The organism is Dechloromonas sp. ZY10 (assembly GCF_041378895.1).
Lineage (GTDB): Bacteria > Pseudomonadota > Gammaproteobacteria > Burkholderiales > Rhodocyclaceae > Azonexus > Azonexus aquae.
Map to the genome: position 1 here is coordinate 2,375,463 of NZ_CP144212.1, position 24,064 is coordinate 2,399,526.

The window sequence follows — 24,064 nt, forward strand, 5'->3', positions numbered from 1 at the left end:
CCATCCGTCGCATGCCGCCCCTAGCTCCTTTGCCGCCGACCCTTGAACAAACTCTGAGCGGTCTCCAGACCCGCCGCCTGCGCTGGCTGCTGGCCGTGCCGAAATTAGGCATCGTGCTGCTGCTGGCGGCCTTGTTTTCACTGTTGTGGCTATTGCATTACAACGAAATCGAGGAAGAACGCAGCGCGCTGATCAAGGATGTACTGTGGCTGGAGCAGAACCTGCGCTTTCACTTTGACAGCACCGAAGAGCAACTCCAGCAACTGGCTGCCGAAATCGCCAGCGGACACGCTGGCGAGCCGCAATTCCGGGTACGCGCCACCCACCTGCTAAAAACCATGCCGGAGGTCAGCCACCTGTTCTGGCTGGACCAGCGGCAGCGAATCGTTGCTGCCGAACCGACTGCCAACCTGCCGGATGAGGAACTCTCCCCGCTCGGGCCGACCGCGACCAGTCGTGGCATCGACGTCGCACGGCGCTTCGGCAAACCGGTCTATGGCGAATTCTTCCGCAGCAGCAATCAGCAGGCATTGAACGAACTCCTGGTTCCAATCCACAGCCAGGGCCAAACCCACGGCATGCTGATCGCCGTGTTCAATCTCGAACAGCTACTGGCCGGCCAGGTGCCCTGGTGGTTCACCGAAAAATACAAGGTCGACATCATTGACACCGACGACAACGTCCTGGCAGTCAAGACCCGGATCGAGGACACCGGCGGCCAAAGCTATGAAATTCCGCTCGAACCACCGGGACACGGACTCAAACTGCGAGTGACCGGCTACCGCAGCCAGGAAAACTCGCTACAGCGCCTGCTGGTGGTTGCCATCATCGTGCTGGCGATTGGCGTTTTCTGGAGTCTTTGGCTGGTCCGCGAACTGATGCAAAAGCGCAGCCAGGCCGAAGAAGCCCTGCGCGCCGAACACGCCTTCCGTACCTCGATGGAAGACTCGCTGACTGTCGGCATGCGCGCCCGCGATCTTGAAGGCAAGGTGATTTACGTCAACCCCGCTTTCTGCAAGATGACCGGTTTCGCCAGCGACGAACTGGTCGGACAGGTTCCGCCGATGCCTTACTGGGTCCCTGAACAGATCGACGAAACCTTTGCCATGCACCAGGCGGTGCTGGCCGGCAAGGCCCCGCCAGATGGTTTTGAGATGACCTTCCGGCGAAAAAACGAAGAGCGCTTCCATGCGCTGGTCTACGAGGCCAAACTGATCGACGGCCACGGCCAGCATATTGGCTGGATGGCCTCGGTCCTCGATATCACTGAACGCAAGCATGCCGAAGACCTGGCCCGGCAGCAGCAGGAGCAACTGCAATTTACCGCCCGCCTGGTAACCATGGGCGAAATGGCTTCCACCTTGGCGCATGAACTGAACCAACCCCTGGCAGCCATTGCCAGCTACAACTCGGGCTGTCTCAATCTGCTGGCCAATGACAATGCCAACCCTAGCGAACTGCGCCCGGCGCTGGAAAAGATCGGTCTGCAGGCACAGCGCGCCGGAAAAATCATCCGCCGCGTACATGATTTCGTGCGCAAGAGCGAACCCCGGCGCGCACCCTGCGACCTGCGCGAGGTGGTTGAAGACTGCCTCGGTTTCATCGAGCCAGAAGCGCGCAAACGGCATATCCGCTTGACTTGCCAGCAAGACTCGCCGCTACCGCTGATCCCGGCCGACCGCCTGATGCTGGAGCAGGTTCTGCTCAACCTGCTGCGCAATGGCATGGAGGCCATGAACGACACGATCGAGTCCCAGCGTCGCCTGGAAATCGCCGTCTGTCTGGGTGACAACGAAATTTCAGTCAGCGTCAGAGATCAGGGGTGCGGCATTGCCAACGAGATTCGCGACAAGCTGTTCACCGCTTTTTTCACCACCAAGGCTGAGGGCATGGGGATCGGGCTGTCGATCTGCCGCTCAATTGTCGAATTTCACCGTGGCCGCCTGTGGGCTGAAGACAACCCCCATTCGCGCACGGGAACAGGTACGATATTCACTTTTTCGCTCCCCTTAACTGCCGACTGAGCCTGACGGATCACCGATGAGCAATGCCTGTGTTCACATCGTCGACGATGACGAAGCCATCCGCGATGCGCTGGCCTGGATGTTGAAATCCCGCAACCTAACCAGCCGCTGCTACGACTCGGCGGAAAGCTTTCTGGCCAATTGGTCCCCGGAACTTGGCGGCTGCGTGGTGATGGACATGCGCATGTCGGGCATGACCGGCTTTGACTGCTTCGAGGCCCTGCTCAATCAGGGATCGACCCTGCCGGTTATTTTCCTGACCGGCCACGGCGATGTCCCGCTGGCCGTCGCCACCCTAAAAAAAGGCGCTTTCGATTTCTTCGAAAAGCCCTTCGACGACCACGCCCTGGTCAATCGCATTCACGAAGCGCTCACGGCAGATGCCTGCCGGCGAGCCGCCGATGCAACCGTGGATTCGGTACGCAACCGGCTGGCGAGCCTGACGGCCCGCGAACGCCAGATCATGGAACTGGTCCTCGCCGGAAAATTCAACAAGGTTATTGCCGACGAACTGAAAATCAGCATGCGTACCGTAGAGGTCCATCGCGCCAATCTGTTCGACAAGATGCAGGTCAAAACCGCCGTCGAACTGGCGAATCTGCTCAAAGGCAGCAACTAAATGCTGACCGGGTTGCGTGCGCGTACCACGCTGCTGCTTCTGGTCATCACCCTGATTGTTGCTGTTGCCGCCATTGCCATCGGCCGGCAAACACTGAATTCGCTGCGCCACGACCTCGGCTCGGTTCTGGTCAGAGACCATGCCCGGGTGGTTCAGCAGCGAATCCAGAGCCGGGTTGGGCTAGAACTGGCGCTATCTCAACGACTGGCGGCCTCCAGCTTGCTGCATGAATGGCTGGCCAACGAAACCTCGGAACCGGCGCGCCGCCGCTTCATCGCCGAGGCGGAAGGGTTTCGTCAGGCATTCTCCAGCCACAGCTATTTTGTTGCCAGCGAGACCAGTCGCAATTTCAGCTATTCCGACAACAATACTGGTAGCGACTTGAAACAGGGCTACCAAGTCAAGGAAGACAAGCCGGAAAATGCCTGGTATTTCGCGACTTTGCGCGAAAAGAACGGCTACTGGATCAATGTCGACTTCGACAAAACGCTCGGTCTGACCAACATCTGGATCAATGTTGCCGTTCAAGATTCCACCGGTAAAGCCCTCGGCGTGATTGGAACCGGCATCAATCTGAATGATTTTCTCCGCGAAGTTCTCAGCAGCAGCGAGCCGGGGCTGACCACCATGGTGGTGGACCGCAAAGGAAATATCGTTGCCCACCCGGATGTTTCTCAAATGCAATTTGATCTGGCGGCAACCAGGGAGAGCGAAAAAACCATCTTTCGCCTGCTGAAGCCTGATGCTGCGGCCCAAGTAAGGACGATGATCGCAGCAGAAATCGAAACGGCGGCCGGCCCATCAACAATGCTCGCCGAACTCAACGAACAACCGCGCCTGCTTGCAATCGCCATGGTCCCAAGTCTCGGCTGGAGCATCATCGCCGCACTCGACATGGAGAGCGGCAGCTTGCTGAGTCCGCTACATCTGAGCGGGCTACTGATAGCCTGTGCGCTACTCCTGATGCTCCTGCTTGCCGCCAGCACACTGGGAGTTGACTCGCTGATCTTGCGGCCACTGCTACGCCTGAGCGAATCAGCCCGGCGGATGGCAAACGGCAACTACGAAGTTGAATTGGCATCCACCCGTACTGACGAACTGGGACAGCTAACCCGGGTTTTTGATCAGATGGCTGCTCAGGTCAGAACCCATTCGCAGAATCTCGAACAACAGGTAGCCCAGCGCACCAGTGCGCTGGCCACAACCAACCGCAAGCTCACCGACAGCATCCGCTACGCCAGCCTGATCCAGCGCGCCCTGCTGCCAGACAGCGCGCTCTGCGAAAATTTTGGCGATGAGCACTTTGTGCTTTGGCGCCCCCGGGATGTCGTGGGTGGAGACCTCTATTTCTATCGCTGCGGCCCCCAAGGGCAATTGCTCGGCGTCATCGACTGCGCCGGGCATGGTGTACCCGGTGCCTGCATGACCATGATCACGCATGCCACACTAGAAATGACCCTGGCCGACACGCCATGGCAACAGCCGGCCGAACTGCTCAAGAAAATGGATGAACGCATCCGGAAAATGCTTTCGACCGACCAGGGACAAACCAAGCTGGCCACCAGTATTGACCTGGGAATTTGCCACATTGCCCCTGACCGGCAGCACCTGCACTTTGCAGGCGCGGGCATTTCCCTGGTGCGACACGATCCGGAAGGCACTCACTGGCACAGAGGGGAAAGGCGTGCCTTGAATGATCGCAAGCCAGGCACTTACGCAGCAGAAACCATTCCGCTGAGTTCGAGCCAAACCATCTACCTGACCACCGATGGTCTGCTTGACCAGGCTGGTGGCGATGCCGGGTACGCTTTTGGCGAAACGAGGCTGCGAGCATGGATTACCGAAAACTCACACCGCAGCATGCCGCAACAACTGCAAGCGCTGCAAAGCACCCTGGCAAGTTATCAGGCAGATGAAGTCCAGCGCGATGACATCACCGTACTCGCCTTTCGCCTTCATCCCCCGCAGTAACCCCGCAAACGGAGGAAAAATTGTCGCTTTGCCCACCTGCTCAAGCCATTGCCCCACCTGACCTGCACGAATTGCGGACAAGCCTTAGCCGCCAGAATATCCTGCTCTGCTTCAACGGCCCGATCACTGCACCATTGATTGAAGAAATCGGTGCAGCCCTGCGCAGGCACATGGAAAACAACGATGAATCACCATCTGCGGTTTCCGATGTATTTTCGGTCTATATCGAAATTGCCCAGAATATTCGCCGTTATGCACAAGCACAGAGCAGCGAACACGAGGCGGCAACCATCGTCATTTCCAGAGACGAGCCTGGACGCTATGTGATCTGTGCCGCCAACCTTGTTTCCGGAAAAGATGGCAAAGCCCTGGTCGACCGCATCACTACCTTGGCCAGCCTTGACAAAACGGCACTCAAGGCAGCATTCAAGGCACAACTGCGGATTCCGCGCGACGCCCTGGGTCAGGGCGCCGGACTGGGTCTAATCGACATGGCACGCAAATCCAGCGAGCCACTGAGTTGCGCCTTACAAACACAGGATGACGGTCGCGCCTTGTTCAGCCTCCGGGTGGTACTCTAAAATCGAGAAAATGGAAAATCTGCAAATCGACCGCACCAATTCTTCCCCGTCAATCGATGCTGACTGGGACAAGGGCATCATCCGCATGCAAGGTGATTCCTACCCGGAAAATTCCTTCGAATTATTCCAGCCACTGATTGACTGGGTCGCTGCTTACCTGCGACAAACCGACCGGCCTCTGAAACTGGAACTGGAACTGCTTTACCTGAACACCAGCAGCATCCGGGCAATGATGGACATTTTCGACATCATGGAAGAAGCCTACCGTCAGGGAAAAAGCGTGGCTGCCAGTTGGTCGTATGATGCGGCAAACGAGCGAGTCGGCCAGTTGGCCGATGAATTCAAGGAAGACTGCAGCTTCCCCTTCGCCATTCAAGACAAAGCATCTTCATGAATAAAAATCCGCCACTGGAAGAGCGGATTGAAGCCTTGCTGCGGGAAAGGTCGCAAGCCGGCAACGAATGGCATGCAGCACTCAGTGAGCTTTATGACCGCTATCGAAGCCAAGAACGCCTGCTTGAACGGATTACACGAATTTCCGACCTCTTTCAACGCGCCGAAAGGGACCGCGGACAGAGTTATGCCGAGCAACTGGAACGCAAGGTTCGCCAGATCGAAAAGATTGTCCGGATCAGCGACCGCTACCAACTGATGCTACGCGACCTCAATGACCGGCTGACCAACATTTCGACGCACGACGAGTTGACCGGCTTGCCCAATCGCCGGTTCATGCAGGAAAAACTGCAGTACGAAATTTCGAGAATGGAGCGTCAGGGCACCCGTTTTTCGATAGCCCTGGCCGACATCGACCATTTCAAGCGAATCAACGACAGCGCAGGCCACGGTTGCGGCGATACCGTGCTGCGCGCCCTGGCCGAATGCCTTCGCAACAATCTGCGCGAGTACGATAGTTGCGCCCGCTGGGGAGGAGAGGAATTCCTTCTCCTCTTTCCCGACTGCGAACTCACACAGGCAGCAAAGCTGGCTGAACGAATCCGGGTTGCGGTACAGGCATTCGAGGCAGAAGGAGTTCCGCAAAACATTCGCCCGACAATCAGCTTTGGAGTATCCGAGTACGCCCCAGGCAAAGGGCTCGATCAAGCATTGCGCGAAGCTGACCTGGCCCTGTATCAGGCCAAAGCAGACGGTCGCAACCGTGTTGTGTCGTACCAGGAACAACCGGGAGCCGGAGCCGATCCCGGAAACACGCTTCCCTAAGCCATTTTTTTTCGCTAGCATCACGCCACAATTATTTTTGCCGGCTACAGCTCGCAGCGATCCGGCAGCCTTTTCAGAACAGACCCCAAACTCACGAGGACATTCATGAGCGAGCATATCCACTACGTTACCGACGACACCTTCGAAGCCGAAGTGCTGCAAGCGCAGCAACCGGTTCTCGTCGACTACTGGGCCGAGTGGTGCGGCCCCTGCAAGATGATCGCCCCGATCCTCGACGAGATCGCCAATGAATACGCCGGCAAACTCAAGGTGGCCAAGGTCAACATCGACGAAAACCAGGGTACGCCGGCCAAATACGGTATCCGCGGCATTCCGACGCTGATGATCTTCAAGAACGGCAATGTCGAAGCCACCAAGGTTGGCGCAATGTCCAAGTCGCAACTCGCCGCCTTCATTGACAGCAATCTGTAATCGCCGTACTCTGCGCGCCTGAAAACGCGGTCCGCGTTTTCAGGCAGACGCCGCCGATCCTCTCCTTTCCGGCCCGCGTCTCGTTTTTCCCGCACCGCCCCTCCTTCGAGCCCTGCGCTCGCCCCTCCGCATTTACTGCCCGGCGCCTTGCCACCCCTGGCCTTCATGGCGCCCAGAACTCCATGCAACTCTCCGAACTGAAGACCCTACACGTCAGCAAACTGCTGGATATGGCCACCGATCTTGGCATTGAAAACGCCAACCGGATGCGCAAGCAGGAGCTGATTTACGCTGTGCTCAAGGCCAAGGCCAAGAACGGTGAAACCATCCACGGCGACGGCACCCTCGAAGTCCTGCCCGACGGCTACGGTTTCTTGCGCTCGGCCGATACGTCCTACCTCGCCAACCCGGACGACATCTACGTTTCGCCGTCGCAGATTCGCCGCTTCAACCTGCGTACTGGCGATACCGTCGAGGGTGAGATTCGCACCCCGAAAGATGGCGAACGCTACGTCGCACTGACTAAACTCGACTGCATCAACGGTTTCCCGCCGGAAGCCAACAAGAACAAGATCATGTTCGAGAACCTGACGCCGCTGCACCCGACGCGTCACCTCAAGCTCGAACGTGAGATCAAGTCCGAAGAAAACATCACCAGCCGGGTGATCGACATGATCGCGCCGATTGGCTGCGGCCAGCGCGGCCTGTTGGTCGCACCGCCGAAGACCGGCAAGACGGTGATGCTGCAGAACATCGCCCACGCAATCACCGCCAACCACCCGGAAGTCGTGCTGCTGGTGCTATTGATCGACGAACGCCCGGAAGAAGTGACCGAAATGACCCGCACGGTCAAGGGCGAAGTCGTTGCCTCGACCTTCGACGAACCGGCCACCCGCCACGTTGCAGTTGCCGAAATGGTCATCGAAAAGGCCAAGCGCCTGGTCGAACACAAGAAGGACGTCGTGATCCTGCTCGACTCGATCACCCGCCTCGCCCGCGCCTACAACACCGTGCAGCCGGCCTCCGGCAAGGTGCTGACCGGCGGTGTCGACGCCAACGCCCTGCAGAAGCCGAAGCGCTTCTTCGGTGCTGCGCGCAACATCGAGGAAGGCGGTTCGTTGACCATCCTCGCCACCGCGCTGATCGATACCGGCTCACGCATGGACGAGGTGATCTACGAAGAATTCAAGGGTACCGGCAACTCGGAAATCCACCTCGACCGCCGCATGGCCGAGAAACGGATGTACCCGGCAGTCAACGTCAATCGCTCCGGCACCCGCCGCGAAGAGTTGCTGCTCAAACCGGACGTCTTGCAGAAGATGTGGGTGCTGCGCAAGCTGTGCTACCCAATGGACGACCTCGAAGCGATGGAATTCCTGCTCGACAAGGTCAAATCCACCAAGGGCAATGCCGAATTCTTTGATGCCATGCGTCGCGGCTAAAGCGCAGCGGCCACCCGACTTTGCTGCTTTTTTCACGGTCGACCGTGAAAAAAGCCAAAAACCGGGGTGGCTAAGCTTGCCAAAAACCCTCGATTAATAGATAATCCCGAGCTTCCCAGATCGGCCACATCCGCCGGTCGCTTGATTAAAGGACAAAAGATGCAAGCCGATATCCATCCGAATTACAAAGAAATCCAGGTGACCTGCTCCTGCGGCAACACCTTCGCCACCAAGTCCACGATGAGCAAGGACGCCTTCCATATCGAAGTCTGCTCCCTGTGCCACCCGTTCTACACCGGGAAGCAGAAGATCGTCGACACCGCCGGTCGCGTCGAGAAGTTCAACCAGAAGTTCGGCGCCCTGCGTCGCAAGTCTGCCTGATCTTCAGGATCGGATTCATCCGCCCAAAAGGCAGCCCGATGCGGCTGCCTTTTTCATTTTCTGCTCGCGCATGACGACAGCCCTTCCGTTTGCCAACCGCTTCCGTCGCGGCATGCACCTGCCGCCGACCGGTTGGGCACTCGCCGCGATGCTCGCCTTCTACGTTCTGGCCGGCCTCTTCGGCCGCGACCCGTGGAAAGGTGAAGATGCGCTGCACATCGGAGCGGCCTGGCAGATGCTCAGCCACGGCCAATGGCTGACTCCGGAAATCGCCGGCCGCGCTTTCCACGAACCGCCGCTTTATTACTGGACCGCAGCCCTGACCGGCAAGCTGTTCGGCTGGCTGCTGCCGGCGCACGAGGCGATGCGCCTGGCCAGCGGCGCCTGGGTCGCACTGGCCTTGTCCGGGCTTTACTACGCCGGCCGCGAGCTTTACGGCCAGGATAACGCCGCCGCCAGCCCGCTCTTGCTGGCCGGCTGCGCCGGCCTGCTGGTGCACGCCCACGATGCCCAGCCCATGCTGATTGCCATCGCCGCCTACGGCGGCGCCATCGGCAGCCTTGCTGCACTCGGCCGCAAACCGCGCCTGACCGGCGGTATCTACGGCGCAGCCCTCGCCGCCTGCGTACTCGGTGCCGGTATCGCGCCCGCCCTGCCGCTGCTGCTAATGGCCCCGCTCGCCTGGTGGCTGTCGCCGGACCGGACCAAAGCGGCACAAACCCTGCTGCTCGGCCTGCTCCTTGCACTTTGCCTGCTCGCCCCATGGCCGCTGGCCCTGTACTGGCTGGCTCCGGAACGGCTCGCCGGCTGGCTGCAGGCCGAACTCGCACCGCTGCAGACGCCGTTCTCGGCCGGCGGCCTCGGACGTTTTGCCGCCCTGCTGCCATGGTTCGCTTTTCCCGCCCTGCCGCTCGCCTTGTGGACGCTCTGGATTCGCCGCCGGCAATGGGGTGCCCCCGCCCAGTTGCTGCCGCTGACACTCTTTGTGCTGACCTTGCTGCTGCTCGCACTCGCCTACCGGCCGCGCGAAATCCCGGCCTTGCTGCTGCTGCCGCCACTGGCCCTGCTCGCCACCCCGGGCGCGCTCGCGCTGCGCCGTGGCGCGGCCAACGCCTTCGACTGGTTCGCGATGATCAGCTTCACGCTGTTCGCCAGCCTGCTCTGGCTGGCCTGGTCGGCCATGGCGCTGGGCCTGCCGGAACGCCTGGCGCACCGGGTCACTGCCCTGCGTCCCGGCTTCGTCGGCCAGTTCGACCTCTCCGATTTCATCGTTGGCGTCGGGGCCACCCTGTGGTGGCTGTGGCTGATCTTCACTGCCCCACGCTCGCCCTACCGCAGCCTGACCCATTGGACCCTGGGCTGCACCATCAGCTGGCTATTGGCCACCTCCCTGATCCTGCCCTGGTTTGATTACGGCAAGAGCTACCGCCCGGTAGCCGAAGCCGTGGCCCGCACCTTGCCTGACCGCAGCACCTGCCTCGCTGAACGCGGCCTGACCGACACCCAGCGCGCCTCGCTGGCGTACTTTGTCGGCCTGGAAGCGGTCGAGGAGAAAAGTCGTGCCGGTCGCCAATGCAACTGGCTACTGGTCACCGGCCGCAGCGCACGTGAAACCGCAGCACCTGGCAGCGACTGGAAACTCGCCTGGGAAGGCAGCCGCCCCGGGGACCGCAAGGAAAAATTCCGGCTTTTCCGGCGTTGACCGTGACAGACGCCCAGCCAGTAAAAAGGGCAGCCGCAACGGCTGCCCTTTTTTCCGACGAGCGACCACTCGCAATCAGCCCTTCAGGAAATGCTCGCGGTAATACTTCAGCTCATCGATCGATTCGTAGATGTCGGCCAGCGCGGTATGCTTGCCCTTCTTCTTGAAGCCTTTGTAAACCTCGGGCTGCCAGCGCTTGCACAACTCCTTCAGGGTGCTGACATCGAGGTTACGATAGTGGAAGAAATCCTCCAGCGCCGGCATGTAGCGAGCCATGAAGCGACGATCCTGACCAATGGTATTGCCGCACATCGGCGAATAGCCCTTGCCCGAATATCGGTGCATGAAGGCCAGCGCCTCCTGCTCGACCGTTGCCTCGTCAGTAGTTGAGGCACGCACCCGCTCGATCAGGCCGGAACGGCCGTGCGTCTTCTGATTCCACTCGTCCATGCCGGCGAGCACGGCATCGGACTGGTGCACCACCCAGACCGGCGACTCGGCGACCAGCTGCAGGTTCGAGTCGGTAACCACCATTGCCAATTCCAGGATGCGGTCGTGATCGGGCAGGAGACCAGTCATCTCCATATCCAGCCAGACGAGGTTGTTTGCGTTGCCTGCCATATAATTCGGATTCTCTGAGATTTGACTCCCGCCTGGCGGCGGACTCCTCCGCGGTAGCAGATGCTCCAGCCGAGACACCTAGCTTGCGGCCGGGCGTCGTCAGACCGTGGAGTCGGTTTACGAATACGTGAAAGCCGGCATTTTCGCACAGCTTTCGTCCATCCCCTCCTTCCCTGCTGATGACCGCCAACGCCTCCCTGCTGAATATCCTGTTCATTGCCGCAGTCCTGCTCTCGCTGAGCCTTCGCCTGAGCTTGAACTACCGCCAGATCGCTCACGTGCGCCGGCATCGAGACACGGTGCCGCCCGCATTCGCCGATCGGATCAGCCTGACCGAGCACCAAAAGGCGGCTGATTACACGGTCGACCGTGCACAAAGCGGTTTTTTCGCGATTTTCACCGATACCAGCCTGCTGCTGGCCCTTACCCTCGGCGGCGGACTGGCCGCACTGGCCGACTTCTGGCAGCATCACCTTGGCGGCGGACTAGCCTCCGGTGCGGCCCTGATTTACAGCGTAATGCTGCTATCGAGCGCAGCCGATCTGCCGCTTGCCTGGTACCGACAATTTGTCATCGAAGCCCGCCATGGCTTCAACCGCATGACGCCAACACTATTTCTTGCCGACCTAGGCAAACAGGCGCTCCTCGGATTCATCATCGGACTGCCCCTGGTGCTGGCGGTACTCTGGCTGATGCAGGGCATGGGCGACCACTGGTGGCTATGGGTGTGGGCTTGCTGGAGCGGTTTCAATCTGTTGCTGCTATTCATCTACCCGACCTGGATCGCACCACTGTTCAACCGCTTCACCCCGCTCGCCGACGGCGAAACCAAGACCCGGATCGAAGCCTTGCTCAAGCGCTGCGGTTTTCGCGCCAACGGCCTCTTCGTCATGGACGGATCAAAGCGCTCCAGTCATGGCAACGCTTATTTCACCGGCTTCGGCAAAAACAAGCGAATCGTCTTTTTCGACACGCTGCTGGAACGCCTCAGCCCCGGCCAGATCGAAGCCGTACTGGCACACGAGCTTGGCCACTTCCACTGTCGCCATGTACAAAAACGCATGCTCCTGATGTTTGCCGGCTCACTGATTTTCCTCTCGCTGCTCGGCCAACTTCTCGATGCCCCATGGTTTTATGCCGGGCTTGGCGTGCCACTAAGCACCGAAACCCCACAAACGGCACTGGCACTAACCCTGTTTTTTCTGACCTTGCCGGTTTTCCTGTTTCCCCTGAGCCCACTGGGCAGCTGGCTCTCCCGCCGCGACGAATTCGCAGCCGATGCCTTTGCCGCCCGCCATACCTCGGCCCACGAGCTGGCACAGGCGCTGGTCAAACTCTATCAGGACAACGCTGCCACCCTGACCCCGGACCCACTATATTCGCTCTTTTATGACTCACACCCGGGCGCCAGCCAGCGCATCGCCCACCTGCAGACCCTGGAGAATCCGGCATGAAGCCCGCCCTGATCGCCCTCACCCCCTTGCTGCTGACCGGCGGCGCTCTCGCAGCCCCCTGGGGTAGCGCCGATCCACAGGCCGGCCAGGCTCGCCATGAACAATCCTGTGTGGCCTGTCATGTCCGGCTCTATGGCGGCGATGGCAGCAAGATGTACACCCGGGACGGGAGCCTGATGACCAGCCAACTCGATCTCCTGCAAAGGGTGGCCGCCTGCAATTCACAAGTTCAGGCAGGCTGGTTCCCCGAAGAAGAGGCCGACGTAGCCGCCTGGCTCAACCAGCAGTATTACCGGTTCAAGCACTGATGCAGGGCCGCATTGTTGCCGCTCATGGCCGGCTCTATCTGGTGGAACTGGCCGACGGCTCCCGCCTGCCCTGTTTCCCGCGCGGAAAAAAAAGCGAGGTCGCCGTTGGCGATCAGGTTGATGTTGCGCGCGCCTCCGTCGACCAGGGCGTGATCGAGGGCATTTCCCCGCGCCGCAGCCTCCTCTATCGCTCGAACGAAATCCGCCAAAAGCTGATTGCCGCCAACGTCGACCAGTTGGTTGTGGTAGTCGCCACCGAACCGGCGTTTTCAGACGAGTTGATCACTCGCTCCCTGCTCGCAGCAGAAGATCAGGGCATCGACATCCTGATCGTCCTCAACAAATGCGACCTGAGCGACAAGCTTCCCGCCGCACGCGAGCGTCTGCAACTCTTCACCCGCCTTGGCTACCGGATTCACGAAATCAGCGCCAGGCTGCAGGCCGAAGACCTGCGCCCCGAACTACTCGGCAAAACCAGCGTTCTGGTCGGCCAATCGGGGATGGGCAAATCGACCCTGGTCAATGCGCTAATCCCAAATGCCGGTGCAGCCACCCGGGAAATTTCACTGGCGCTCGACTCGGGCAAGCACACAACGACCCATGCCACGCTCTACCACCTCGATCCGCACAGCCAGTTGATCGACTCGCCGGGACTGCAGGAATTCGGTCTCGGATACCTTGACCGCGACGACCTTGCCCATGCCTTTCGGGAGTTCCGTCCATTTCTCGGCCAATGCCGCTTTCGCAACTGCCAGCACGACAGCGAACCGGGCTGTGCGCTGAGCGCCGCAGCCGAACGGGGAGAAATTGACAGCCGCCGCCTTGCGCTCTTCCGTCGCATCGCTGCAGCCCATCAGGCGCGCTGATGCAGTTGCCTTGGGGCCGGGTGGCGATGGTAGTATGGGAACCAAAATAACAATAACGACAATCCATCACCGAAGCATGCCGAGGAACCATGGCCGCAACCCAATCAACCATTCTGGTGGTCGATGACACTCCCGAAAACCTTGCAGTTCTCGGAGAGTTGCTGCAGCCTTACTATCGTGTCCGTGCCGCCAACTCGGGAAGCCGGGCATTGCAGATTGCCGGAGCACAACCGCCCGACCTGATTCTGCTCGACGTGATGATGCCGGAGATGGACGGCTACGAAGTACTCTCCCGACTCCGCTCTGCACCTGCTACGCGCGACGTGCCGGTGATCTTCGTCACAGCCATGGATGGCGTTGCCGACGAAGAGCACGGCCTTGAACAAGGGGCTGTCGATTACATTGCCAAGCCAATCCGCCCGTCAATAGTCCTGGCCAGAGTTCGCGCGCATCTGGAACTGAAGGCCGCCCGCGATATCCTGCGCGACCACAACCGCTACCTGGAAGCCGAAGTCGCCCGCCGGATGAGCGAAAATCAGGAAATTCAGCGAGTTACGATTCATGCGCTCGCGCGCCTGGCTGAAACCCGAGATCCGGAAACCGGGAACCACCTGTTACGCACCCAGGAATACGTTCGCACCCTGGCTCAAGGGTTGCGCAAGCACCCCCGCTACACAGCCGAGCTTGATGACAAAACCATCGACGCACTCGCAGAATCGGCACCACTCCATGACATCGGCAAAGTCGGAATCCCCGACAACATCCTGCTCAAACCCGGGAAGCTGACCCCGGAAGAGTGGGAAATCATGAAAACCCATGCCATTCTCGGCAGCAAGGCGATCGAACAAGCCGAAAAGGATGCCCGCAAGCCGGTGGAGTTTCTCGCCATCGCCAAGCAGATTGCCCACTGGCACCATGAGAAATGGGATGGCAGCGGCTATCCCGATGGCCTGGCCGGCGAGGCCATTCCCTTACCCGCCCGACTGATGGCACTCGCCGATGTTTTTGATGCACTGATTTCGAAACGGGTATACAAGGATGCGTTTGATTTCTCGACCGCCAGCCAGATCATCGTGGACGGGCGAGGCCATCACTTTGACCCCGACATTGTCGACGTCTTCATCCGCGAATTCAGCACCTTCCAGCACATCGCCGAGACTTACGGCGAATAGCTAGCCCTCCCCTTGCCGGAGAACCCGATGCGTACCTTTCTGCACCATTGGCCGGCCACCGTGATTGTCACACTGGCACTGGCGGTCTGGTTGTCCGGTAACAGACTGGCCGAAGAAGACAGGACTGCACAGATCAGCCTGGCTGAAACCCGGTTGATGGCCATTGCCACTCTGAAAGCGCAACAATTCAGCGAATGGCGCCATGAACGAATTGCCGATGCGCAGACTCTTAGCGACAACCCGCTGCTGGTTGACCGTGTCGGCGAATTCCTTGATCAAGCCAAACCCGACGATCTCCGAACCAAGGCGCTGCGCAGCTATTTGCAAGCGATCAAGGAAAACTATCGCTACGACGATGTACTGATCCTCGACAATCACGGCAACATCCGCCTCAGTCTCAATCAGCAGCAAGGTTCCCTGCGCCCCGCCCTGGGTGCCCTGCTGGTCGCCAGCCGCATCAGCGGCCGTGCAGAAATTTCCGACTTTCACCCGGCTGCTTACGGTGGCGACTTCCATATTTCCAGCGTTGCCCCCCTGGCCAGCGGAAGCGAACCGGTCCGCCAGCAACGTGGTTACATCGTCCTCCAATCTTCGCTGGAAAACGCCCTGCTTCCCCTGCTCAGCCCACCGCACCTACTGGGCAAAGGTGTACGCAGTTACTTGGTTCGCCGCGAAGACGAACAACTCCGAGTACTCGGCCAACCCGGCCTGACCTCAAGCGAGCCATTGCTGCGCAAGATCAATTTACGCGAAAGCGGGTTGCAGGATTTACTGACCCAGCCCACCGGGCAGAGCAACGTGGTCACCGCTCCCCCTCTGAGCCGACAACCAATCCTGGCAGCAACGGCCATCTCCACGGGCAGCGAGTGGAGAATCCTGAGTCTGGACGAAAACACGCTGCCATTGCCGACCAGCCGGATTACCCGGCTGGCGCAAGGAGCCACAGCTGCCTTGCTGCTGGCGCTCGGCCTTTGTCTTCTGGCTGATCTGCGCTCCCGGCGCCAGCCCCCCCCTTCCCTTCTGCCGGACACTGAATTACCGCCCTCCTCGCCGACTGAAGCTCGCGCCCCTTCGTCAGATTGGCCGGCAGCAGCGGTTATTCCACCCAGCACCTCTACCTCTGTGCAACCAGTCCCTGCTGCAGCCCCCCCGGTATCTGTCGCACCGACCCTAATGCACAACGGCCTCGCCCGCCTGGCAGGAATCCCGGGGTTCGATGTCAGATCAGGATTACGCGTTGTTGCCGGCCGGGAAAGCCGCTATCTGGAACTGCTCGGCAAATACCTCGAACACCACCGCGAACTCGGCAATCAGATTGCCGATGCCATCCTGGACGGCAATTACAGCCTAGCCCAAAAACTAAGTCATACTCTCAAGGGCGCCGCCGGCACGCTCGGTCTGCAAGCCAGCCAGGCGGCTGCCCGTGAACTGGAATACAGCCTGCGCGATGCCAATACCGAGCTAATCCCATCCTGTCTGGCTGAACTGAGCAGGGTGCACGAAGCGCAATGCGCCCAGTTGGAACACCTCTGTTGCCGCCAAGCCCCCAGCCAAACCACTGTCCCCGAGAACCATGCAAAGCCGATTGATCCTGCTGCGCTAGACCAATTGTGCCGCTTGCTGGCCGATGACGACATTCGTTGTAACGAACAGGCCCGCCAGTTACGGCCCGCTCTGGCGGCATTGCTCGGCAAGCGCCACGACGAGTTCTGGCATGCACTCGACCGCTTCGACTACCCGGCGGCACTGGCTGCCCTGACCGATCGCCAAAAGACCATGCTAACAACAGGGCAATAACACGCCCGCAAAATCCTTGAATACGCCAGGAACGCGCAGCCAGCTAACCGAAAGCGCTGCAAGGGCAAGCTAAATCGGCTATTGCGACAGCCATCATTTTTGGCAAATATTGATGCCCAGCCAATGTTTTTAGGTAATATCACGCCTAATGCACCGTAGCGCCGGCCTATGCCCACACCATCGGCAGCAGCAAACCGCCACGGTAACAGTAGCCCGCATCTGCCTGCCTCACCCGGAGTTTTTCCTCAATGAAAACCATTTTTCTCGTCGACGATTCGGCCACCATCCTGCTCAGCATTTCCAACATTCTGTCCAAGGCCGGATACGCCACCGAAAAAGCCAGTAATGCCGAAGAGGCCCTGAAAAAATTTCAAGCCGGAGTCAAGGTTGACCTGCTGATCACCGATCTGAACATGCCCGGCATGAATGGGATCGAACTAATCAAGGAAGTGCGCAAGCTCCCCAACTATCGCTTCATGCCCATCCTGTTCCTGACCACCGAATCACAGCAGTCGCGCAAAATGGAGGCCAAGGCAGCCGGCGCTTCGGGCTGGATCGTCAAACCTGCCACCGCAGATGAACTGTTGAACACGATCAAGCTCGTTCTGCGGTAACCCTCTGCCCATGCTAGAAAACACCACGCCTGCGGAACCAGCCCCGGCCGAATATTTCAAACGTGCGCTGCTGGTTGCATCGATCGTCGCGCTAGGCGCTTTCGTTTCGGTGTACTACCTCAACGACTGGTTCCACAGCAACTTCCTGCCGATGCTGAACGTCTCATCACCGGCCGGAGACGCGATCGGCGCAATGCTGCTGGTCTTGATTTCCTACGCATCCCAACGCATGGTTTCGTATGCTTTTTACCGAGACGTGCTGTTCGGCCTGGCCAATGACCAGAAGCAGGTGTTCAGCAAAGTCTATGACGTCGAAAATGTCGGCAATGAAGTAGCCGACGAACTGGAAAGCATCCGCTCATTCAATGACGTTCTGCGCAAACAGTTGCGCAGCATCATCGATGAAACCGAAGCTGCAGCTTACGCAATTACTTCCCGCCTGCAAACCATCGACGGTGTGGTCACCGACCTTGAAGCTTTTGTCACCAGCAGTACCGATGCAGCCAAAGCCATCGCCGAAGACTCGGAAGCCAAAATCAGCGGTAACCAGCGTCTGATTGACCGCATGGACGCCTACATCCGACGCCGGATCGAAGATGCAGAAGCCGACCGTCAGCGGATCGCTCGCATCGTTCAGGATGCCGACGAACTCGGCAAACTGGTGCAACTGATTCGTGAAATTTCGGGCCAGACCAATCTGCTGGCGCTCAATGCAGCAATCGAGGCCGCCCGGGCTGGAGAACAAGGACGTGGTTTCGCCGTCGTTGCGGACGAGGTGCGCAAACTGTCGAGCGAGACCGATACGGCCGTAGACAAGATCAACCAAGGCATTCTGTCGGTCGCCGGCAACATTCGCGGCCAGTTCCAGGACAAGCTCGCGCACAGCAATACCAACGCCGAACGCGCTGCCCTGACCGAATTTTCCGACCAACTGAACAATCTCGGACAAAGCTACCGCGAATTGCTTGAACACGACCTGACCATGGTTGAAAAAGTGAAGTCATCGAGCGATGCCCTCGCTACCATGTTCATGGACACCCTGGCCAGCGTCCAGTTTCAAGACATCACCCGGCAGCAAATCGAACAGGTACTCAAAGCGCTGGACATCCTTGACCAGCATGCCAGCAACCTGGCCCGCCGGATCAAGGCCTCGGAAGGCGACAATTTCACCTACACCCCACTCACCGAGCACCTCGATCAGTTGTACAGTCTGTACGTGATGGACAAGCAGCGGGCCGATCATCATCAGGCACTGCAGCACGACGCCCCCCCTGGTCAATCGACCGCTGGCGGGTCCGCCAAAATCGAATTGTTCTGAGGATCACCATGAGCGATGTCAGCCGTATCACCATTACCGAAGACCTGACGATCTATAACGCGCTCGAACTCAAACAACGCCTGACCGAGGCCGTCGAGCAGGGCTCAGCCCTCGAACTGGACCTTTCGCACGTTGCCGAGATCGATACTGCCGGCCTGCAGTTGCTGATTCTGGCCCGACGTGAAGCCGGCAAGCAAAACAAGCCCATGCTCATCTGTGCAATGAGCGACAACGTCCGGCAAACCGTAGAATTCTGCAATCTGACCCGCTATCTTGGCGAAGCTGCGGCAATCAGCGAAGCCCCAACGGCCTGAGGCGACGAGAACATGGATGAACTTACCAGCGTCTTTATCCAGGAAGGGCGCGAGCAACTGCAGGCGATGGAAAGCGGTTTGCTCGAACTGGAGCAAAACCCGGACAACCATGACGGAATCAATGGCATCTTCCGGGCAGCCCATACAGTCAAAGGAGCTTCGGGCGTCATTGAATGCCACTTCATCGAAAGCTTTATGCACAAGGTTGAGAACGTACTCGACCGCCTGCGCAATGGAGAGATTGCAGTCTCCTCTGACCTGACCGGCCTGCTGCTCCGTTGCTGCGATCAACTGGGTGCGCTGATGGACGTTCTCGAAGCGGGTCAGCCGGATGCGCCGGCACCAGTACAGGCCACCGGCGATGGCTTGTTGCTCGAACTGGCCGTCTACACGGGAGGCGCTCCGGCCGCAATTGCCGGATCTGGCGAGCACTGCGAGGAAGACAGCAATCCGGCTGCGGTCAACACCGACAGCTGGCATATTTCGGTTCGTTTTGGCCCGCATGTGCTGCGCGGCGGAATGGACCCGCTTTCCTTCATCCGCTACCTGGCCAGCCTGGGCGAAATTCAGGCCCTCGAAACGGTACCCGATGCCATGCCGGCAGTTGCCGAGATGGATCCCGAATCCTGCTACCTGGGTTTTGAAATCCGCTTGCAGACCCGCGCCTCAAAGGCAGACATCGAGCGTGTCTTCGACTTCTGCCGCGACGATTGCGACCTGCGCATCCTGCCGCCGAACAGCAAGCTGGCCGAATACGTCAAATTGATCCGCGAACTCCCCGAGGACGACATGCGTCTGGGAGAGATGCTCGTCCGCTGCGGAGCACTGACCCAGAGCGAACTCGACGACGGTCTCCTTTCGCAGCAGCAACCGGAACATAGCGAAGACAGCGAACAACCACACATTGGTGAGATTCTGGTCGACCAAAAGGTGGTTCATAAGGAAGTAGTCGAAGCAGCGATCAGCAAGCAACACCAGGTCAGTGAAAAGAAGGCGGTCGAAGCCCGCCTGATTCGGGTTCAAGCCGACAAGCTGGACCAGTTGATTGATCTGGTTGGCGAGCTGGTGATTGCTGGAGCTTCAGCCAACCTGCTGGCGCAGCGCAGCGGCCAAAGCGATCTGGTCGAATCGACTTCGGTTTTGTCACGACTGGTCGAGAACATCCGCGACTCCGCACTGCAACTGCGGATGGTCCAGATCGGAGAAACCTTCAACCGCTTCAACCGGGTAGTCCGCGATGTCTCCAAGGAGCTGGGCAAGGAAATCAATCTGGTGATCAGCGGTGCGGAAACCGAACTCGACAAGTCGGTGGTGGAAAAGATTGGCGACCCATTGATGCATCTGGTCCGCAACTCCATGGACCACGGTATCGAAGCCCCGGACACCCGCGAAGCAAAGGGCAAGCCGCGATCCGGAACGCTTGAACTCAACGCCTACCACGACTCCGGCAGCATTGTGATTGAGGTGATTGACGACGGCGCGGGTCTGCCGCGCGACAAGATACTCAACAAGGCGATCGAGAAGGGGCTGGTGCAACCGACACAAACCTTGACCGACCAGGAAATCATCAACCTGATCTGGGAGCCCGGCTTCTCCACCGCTGACAAGGTGACCAACCTGTCCGGCCGCGGCGTCGGCATGGACGTCGTCCGCCGCAACATTCAAAGCCTGCGTGGCAGTTGCGAAGTTTCCAGCACCGAAGGCAACGGTGCAACCTTCACCATCCGTCTGCCGCTGACACTGGCGATCATCGACGGCTTCCTGGTTGGGGTTGGCCGGGCTGCCTATGTCATCCCGCTCGACATGGTGATCGAGTGCATCGAACTGAAGACCAATACCGCTGACCGCGATTTCCTCAATCTGCGCGGCGAAGTCCTGCCTTTTGTCCGCCTGCGCGAAATGTTCGACATTCCCGGGGAACGGCCGGCACGCGAAAACATCGTCGTCGTCCAATACGCAGGCCAGAAGGCCGGGATTGTCGTCGATCAGTTGATGGGTGAGTTCCAGACCGTAATCAAGCCGCTCTCCAGCATTTTCCGCCATCTGCGCGGGATTGGCGGCTCGACCATCCTGGGCAGCGGTGAAGTCGCGCTGATCCTCGATGTACAGGCGTTGATACAGCGCAATGCACGAGCCGAAGAACGCGAAATGAACACAGCCAGCAGCCTGCTGCGGTCAACTGTGACAAATCAATAATTTGAGAATATTGGGGAGGAAATCATGCTGAACAACATGAAGATCGGCCTGCGTCTGGGCATAGGTTTCGCTGCTACCTTGCTGTTGCTACTGACCATCTCGGTAGTCGGCACCCTGCGCCTCGGCCAACTCACCGACAATCTCGACTTGGTGATCAACGATCGCAACCCCAAAATCGCCCAGGCCAACGACATCATCGATGCCCTGAACGTGATCGCCCGTTCAATGCGCAATGCACTGTTGGAAACAACACCAGACAAGGTCAAGCGTGAACTTGAGCGGATTACCGACCAACGCCGGATCATTGGCGAGCGGATCGAGAAACTGGATGCAACAATCTCGACTCCCAAGGGCAAGGAAGCCCTCAAGGCGATGAAGGATGCGCGCGCGGCCTATGTTCCGATGCAGGAAAAATTCGTTGAGTTGGCCAAGGCAGGCAAGCGCGACGAAGCGCTGGAACTGATGCTTGGTACCATCCGGAAACAGCAGTCCGACTATTTCAAGGCAATCAACGACCTGATCGGGATGCTCAACGAAATTACCGCCAGCGAAGGCAAGACAGCGATCGATAGTGCTCAGAATGCCCAAAAACTGATGATCGGGCTGGCATTGCTGGCCGCCTTACTGACCATTGTCTTCGCCCTGCTGATCACCCGTAGCATCACCCGCCCGGTTGGCGAAGTCGTCGATGCCGCCCGCAAAATGGCTGCCGGCGATTTCAATTTCACTCTCGCCTCCAGCAATCGCGACGAAGTCGGAGAAGTCGTCCGGGCAGTAGCCTCGGTTCAAGGTTCGGTCCAGTCCATGACGCAGGATGTCAACGCGCTGGTTGCCGCTGCCACCGCCGGGCAACTGGCCACCCGTGCCGATGCTGGCAAACATCAGGGCGATTTCGCAAAAATCGTTGCGGGCATCAACGCGACGCTGGATGCCGTGATCGGGCCGCTCAACGTCGCTGCCAGCTACGTCGACCGCATCTCCAAGGGCGACATCCCACCACGTATCTCCGACACCTACAACGGCGACTTCAACACCCTCAAGAACAACCTCAACACCTGTATCGACGCCGTCAATAAACTGATCTCTGATGCCGGCCTGCTCGCCCAGGCCGCCGTCGCCGGCCAACTCTCCACCCGCGCCGACGCCGCGCAGCACCAGGGCGACTTCCGCCGCATCGTCGAAGGCGTCAATAACACCCTCGACGCCGTCATCGGCCCCCTCAACGTCGCTGCCAGCTACGTCGACCGCATCGCCAAGGGCGACATCCCCCACAAGATCACCGACAGCTACAACGGCGATTTCAACGCCATCAAGAACAACCTCAACACCTGCATCGACGCCATCAACAAACTCGTCGCCGATGCCAACATGCTCTCCGCTGCTGCCGTCGCCGGCAAGCTCGACACCCGGGCCGAGGCCTCCCTGCATCAGGGCGACTTCCGTCGTATCGTCGAAGGCGTCAACGACACCCTCGACGCCGTCGTCTCTCCGATCCAGGACGTGCAACGCGTGATGTCCGCGATGGCCGCCGGCGACATGACCCAGACCATCGCCAAGGCCTACCAGGGCGATTTCGCCACCCTCAAGGATTCGATCAACGACACCATCGGCAAACTCTCGGAAACCGTTTCCCAGATCATCACCGCTGCCGACGCGCTCTCGAATGCCGCCGGCCAGGTCTCGGCCACCGCCCAGAGCCTCTCGCAGTCCTCTTCCGAACAAGCTGCCTCGGTCGAGGAAACCACCGCGTCGCTTGAGGAAATGACCGCTTCGGTCGCCCAGAACACCGAGAACGCCAAGGTCACCGACAACATGGCCTCCAAGGCCGCCAAGGAAGCCGGCGAAGGCGGCGATGCCGTCGGCAAGACCGTCGAAGCCATGAAGTCGATTGCCGACAAGATCGGCATCATCGACGACATTGCCTATCAGACCAACCTGCTCGCCTTGAACGCCGCCATCGAAGCCGCCCGCGCCGGCGAACATGGCAAGGGCTTTGCCGTCGTCGCCGCCGAAGTGCGCAAGCTCGCCGAGCGTTCGCAGGTTGCCGCTCAGGAAATCGGCGAACTCGCCGGTTCCTCGGTCAAGGCCGCCGAGCGCGCCGGTTCGCTGCTCCAGGAAATGGTCCCCTCGATCCAGAAGACCTCCGACCTGGTCCAGGAAATCGCCATGGCCAGCCAGGAACAGTCTTCCGGCGTCCTCCAGATCAACAACGCGATGGGACAACTCAACAAGGCGACGCAGCAGAACGCTTCGGCCTCCGAAGAGCTCGCCGCCACCGCTGAGGAACTCGGCGGCCAGGCCGGCCAGCTGCAGCAGTTGATGGGCTTCTTCCAGGTCGACGATGGGCATCATCGTGGCGCTTACCGCCCGGCCCTGCCCAGCAGCCGCCCCGCCGCCTCCGCACCCCGTGCCGCCGTTGCCAGCCGCCCCAGCGTGGCCGCCTTCGACGAGTCCGACTTCGAGAAGTTCTGAGCAGGAGCCGCCTGATGGGACACCCCGCTCCACACGGCGCCAATAGCCGTCCGGCAGCCTCCGCTGCCGGCGGTACGCCGCAGCAATACCTCACCTTTACCTTGGGCGGCGAGATGTTTGCCCTCGCCATCCTCAACGTCAAGGAAATCATCGAGTACGGCAGCATCACCGAAATCCCAATGATGCCCACCTTCATCCGTGGCGTGATCAACCTGCGCGGCGCCGTCGTTCCAGTCATCGACCTCGCCTGCCGCTTCGGCGGCCAGCCTACCCAGGTCGCCCGCCGTACCTGCATCATCATCGTCGAGCTGATCGAAGGTGACCAGAAACACGATATCGGCGTGATGGTCGATGCCGTTTCCGAAGTCCTCGAAATCGCTGCCGCTGACATCGAACCCCCTCCCGCCTTCGGCGCACGCATCCGCGCCGACTTCATCTCCGGCATGGGCAAGGTCGGCGGCAAGTTCGTCATCATCCTCGATATCGGCCATGTCCTCTCCGTCGAGGAAATCGCCATGCTCTCCCAGATCGCTGACAGCGAACAGGATTCCAGCAACTGAAT

Annotated in this window: 22 protein-coding genes; 21 read left to right on the top strand and 1 reads right to left on the bottom strand. The window is 59.6% G+C overall.

The window, feature by feature from the left end; all coding sequences use genetic code 11:
* Window positions 1-11 precede the first annotated feature (11 nt).
* From VX159_RS10785 to VX159_RS10830, 10 genes are all read left to right on the top strand, one after another.
* Window positions 12-2,024 (top strand): ATP-binding protein, encoded by a 2,013-nt coding sequence (locus VX159_RS10785; RefSeq protein ID WP_371322891.1) that lies wholly within the window; start codon window positions 12-14, stop codon window positions 2,022-2,024.
* A 16-nt stretch (window positions 2,025-2,040) separates the two neighbouring features.
* A complete protein-coding gene (locus VX159_RS10790; RefSeq protein WP_371322892.1) occupies window positions 2,041-2,643 on the top strand; it encodes a response regulator transcription factor in 603 nt (200 codons plus the stop codon).
* The gene (gene siaA / locus VX159_RS10795; protein ID WP_371322893.1) at window positions 2,644-4,614 is read left to right on the top strand and encodes a biofilm regulation protein phosphatase SiaA; all 1,971 of its coding nucleotides are present in this window, start codon (window positions 2,644-2,646) and stop codon (window positions 4,612-4,614) included.
* Window positions 4,615-4,634: 20 nt separating this feature from the next.
* The gene (gene siaB / locus VX159_RS10800; protein ID WP_371322894.1) at window positions 4,635-5,195 is read left to right on the top strand and encodes a biofilm regulation protein kinase SiaB; all 561 of its coding nucleotides are present in this window, start codon (window positions 4,635-4,637) and stop codon (window positions 5,193-5,195) included.
* Window positions 5,196-5,205: 10 nt separating this feature from the next.
* Window positions 5,206-5,589: a biofilm regulation phosphoprotein SiaC gene (siaC, locus tag VX159_RS10805; protein WP_371322895.1), complete on the top strand. Its 384-nt coding sequence runs from the start codon at window positions 5,206-5,208 to the stop codon at window positions 5,587-5,589.
* The gene (gene siaD, locus VX159_RS10810) at window positions 5,586-6,413 is read left to right on the top strand and encodes a biofilm regulation diguanylate cyclase SiaD (RefSeq protein WP_371322896.1); all 828 of its coding nucleotides are present in this window, start codon (window positions 5,586-5,588) and stop codon (window positions 6,411-6,413) included. Before siaC ends, siaD begins: the two co-directional genes overlap by 4 nt.
* A 105-nt stretch (window positions 6,414-6,518) precedes the next feature.
* Window positions 6,519-6,845, top strand: coding sequence for a thioredoxin TrxA (gene trxA / locus VX159_RS10815; RefSeq protein WP_371322897.1), 327 nt, complete (start codon window positions 6,519-6,521; stop codon window positions 6,843-6,845).
* Window positions 6,846-7,027: 182 nt separating this feature from the next.
* The gene (gene rho, locus VX159_RS10820; RefSeq protein WP_371322898.1) at window positions 7,028-8,287 is read left to right on the top strand and encodes a transcription termination factor Rho; all 1,260 of its coding nucleotides are present in this window, start codon (window positions 7,028-7,030) and stop codon (window positions 8,285-8,287) included.
* Between the two features lie 159 nt (window positions 8,288-8,446).
* Window positions 8,447-8,668, top strand: a complete 222-nt coding sequence (rpmE, locus tag VX159_RS10825) for a 50S ribosomal protein L31 (protein ID WP_371322899.1) — start codon at window positions 8,447-8,449, stop codon at window positions 8,666-8,668.
* A gap of 70 nt (window positions 8,669-8,738) precedes the next feature.
* The gene (locus VX159_RS10830) at window positions 8,739-10,370 is read left to right on the top strand and encodes an ArnT family glycosyltransferase (RefSeq protein ID WP_371322900.1); all 1,632 of its coding nucleotides are present in this window, start codon (window positions 8,739-8,741) and stop codon (window positions 10,368-10,370) included.
* Window positions 10,371-10,445: 75 nt separating this feature from the next.
* On the opposite strand, the gene orn is transcribed toward VX159_RS10830, so the two are convergent.
* A complete protein-coding gene (gene orn / locus VX159_RS10835) occupies window positions 10,446-10,991 on the bottom strand; it encodes an oligoribonuclease (RefSeq protein WP_371322901.1) in 546 nt (181 codons plus the stop codon).
* 179 nt (window positions 10,992-11,170) lie between these two features.
* Between orn and VX159_RS10840 the strand changes: the two genes are divergently transcribed.
* The 11 genes from VX159_RS10840 to VX159_RS10890 all read left to right on the top strand — a co-directional run bounded on the left by VX159_RS10840 (window position 11,171) and on the right by VX159_RS10890 (window position 24,062).
* On the top strand, window positions 11,171-12,445 hold the full coding sequence (locus VX159_RS10840; protein ID WP_371322902.1) for a M48 family metallopeptidase: 1,275 nt from the start codon (window positions 11,171-11,173) through the stop codon (window positions 12,443-12,445).
* On the top strand, window positions 12,442-12,753 hold the full coding sequence (locus VX159_RS10845; RefSeq protein ID WP_371322903.1) for a cytochrome c: 312 nt from the start codon (window positions 12,442-12,444) through the stop codon (window positions 12,751-12,753). The genes VX159_RS10840 and VX159_RS10845 overlap by 4 nt, the downstream gene beginning before the upstream one ends.
* Window positions 12,753-13,619: a ribosome small subunit-dependent GTPase A gene (gene rsgA, locus VX159_RS10850; protein ID WP_371322904.1), complete on the top strand. Its 867-nt coding sequence runs from the start codon at window positions 12,753-12,755 to the stop codon at window positions 13,617-13,619. The genes VX159_RS10845 and rsgA overlap by 1 nt, the downstream gene beginning before the upstream one ends.
* An 89-nt stretch (window positions 13,620-13,708) precedes the next feature.
* Window positions 13,709-14,791, top strand: a complete 1,083-nt coding sequence (locus VX159_RS10855) for a two-component system response regulator (protein WP_371322905.1) — start codon at window positions 13,709-13,711, stop codon at window positions 14,789-14,791.
* A 27-nt stretch (window positions 14,792-14,818) separates the two neighbouring features.
* Window positions 14,819-16,588 carry an Hpt domain-containing protein gene (locus VX159_RS10860; protein ID WP_371322906.1) on the top strand — a complete coding sequence of 590 codons (1,770 nt, stop codon included), beginning with the start codon at window positions 14,819-14,821 and terminating at the stop codon, window positions 16,586-16,588.
* A gap of 248 nt (window positions 16,589-16,836) precedes the next feature.
* On the top strand, window positions 16,837-17,202 hold the full coding sequence (locus tag VX159_RS10865; protein WP_371322907.1) for a response regulator: 366 nt from the start codon (window positions 16,837-16,839) through the stop codon (window positions 17,200-17,202).
* A gap of 565 nt (window positions 17,203-17,767) precedes the next feature.
* A complete protein-coding gene (locus VX159_RS10870; protein ID WP_371325513.1) occupies window positions 17,768-18,520 on the top strand; it encodes a methyl-accepting chemotaxis protein in 753 nt (250 codons plus the stop codon).
* An 8-nt stretch (window positions 18,521-18,528) separates the two neighbouring features.
* Complete coding sequence (locus tag VX159_RS10875; RefSeq protein WP_371322908.1) at window positions 18,529-18,834, top strand: lipid asymmetry maintenance protein MlaB; 306 nt, start codon at window positions 18,529-18,531, stop codon at window positions 18,832-18,834.
* Window positions 18,835-18,846: 12 nt separating this feature from the next.
* On the top strand, window positions 18,847-21,030 hold the full coding sequence (locus VX159_RS10880; RefSeq protein WP_371322909.1) for a chemotaxis protein CheA: 2,184 nt from the start codon (window positions 18,847-18,849) through the stop codon (window positions 21,028-21,030).
* Between the two features lie 24 nt (window positions 21,031-21,054).
* Window positions 21,055-23,502, top strand: coding sequence for a methyl-accepting chemotaxis protein (locus tag VX159_RS10885; RefSeq protein ID WP_371322910.1), 2,448 nt, complete (start codon window positions 21,055-21,057; stop codon window positions 23,500-23,502).
* Between the two features lie 14 nt (window positions 23,503-23,516).
* Window positions 23,517-24,062 (top strand): chemotaxis protein CheW, encoded by a 546-nt coding sequence (locus VX159_RS10890; RefSeq protein ID WP_371322911.1) that lies wholly within the window; start codon window positions 23,517-23,519, stop codon window positions 24,060-24,062.
* Window positions 24,063-24,064 lie beyond the last annotated feature (2 nt).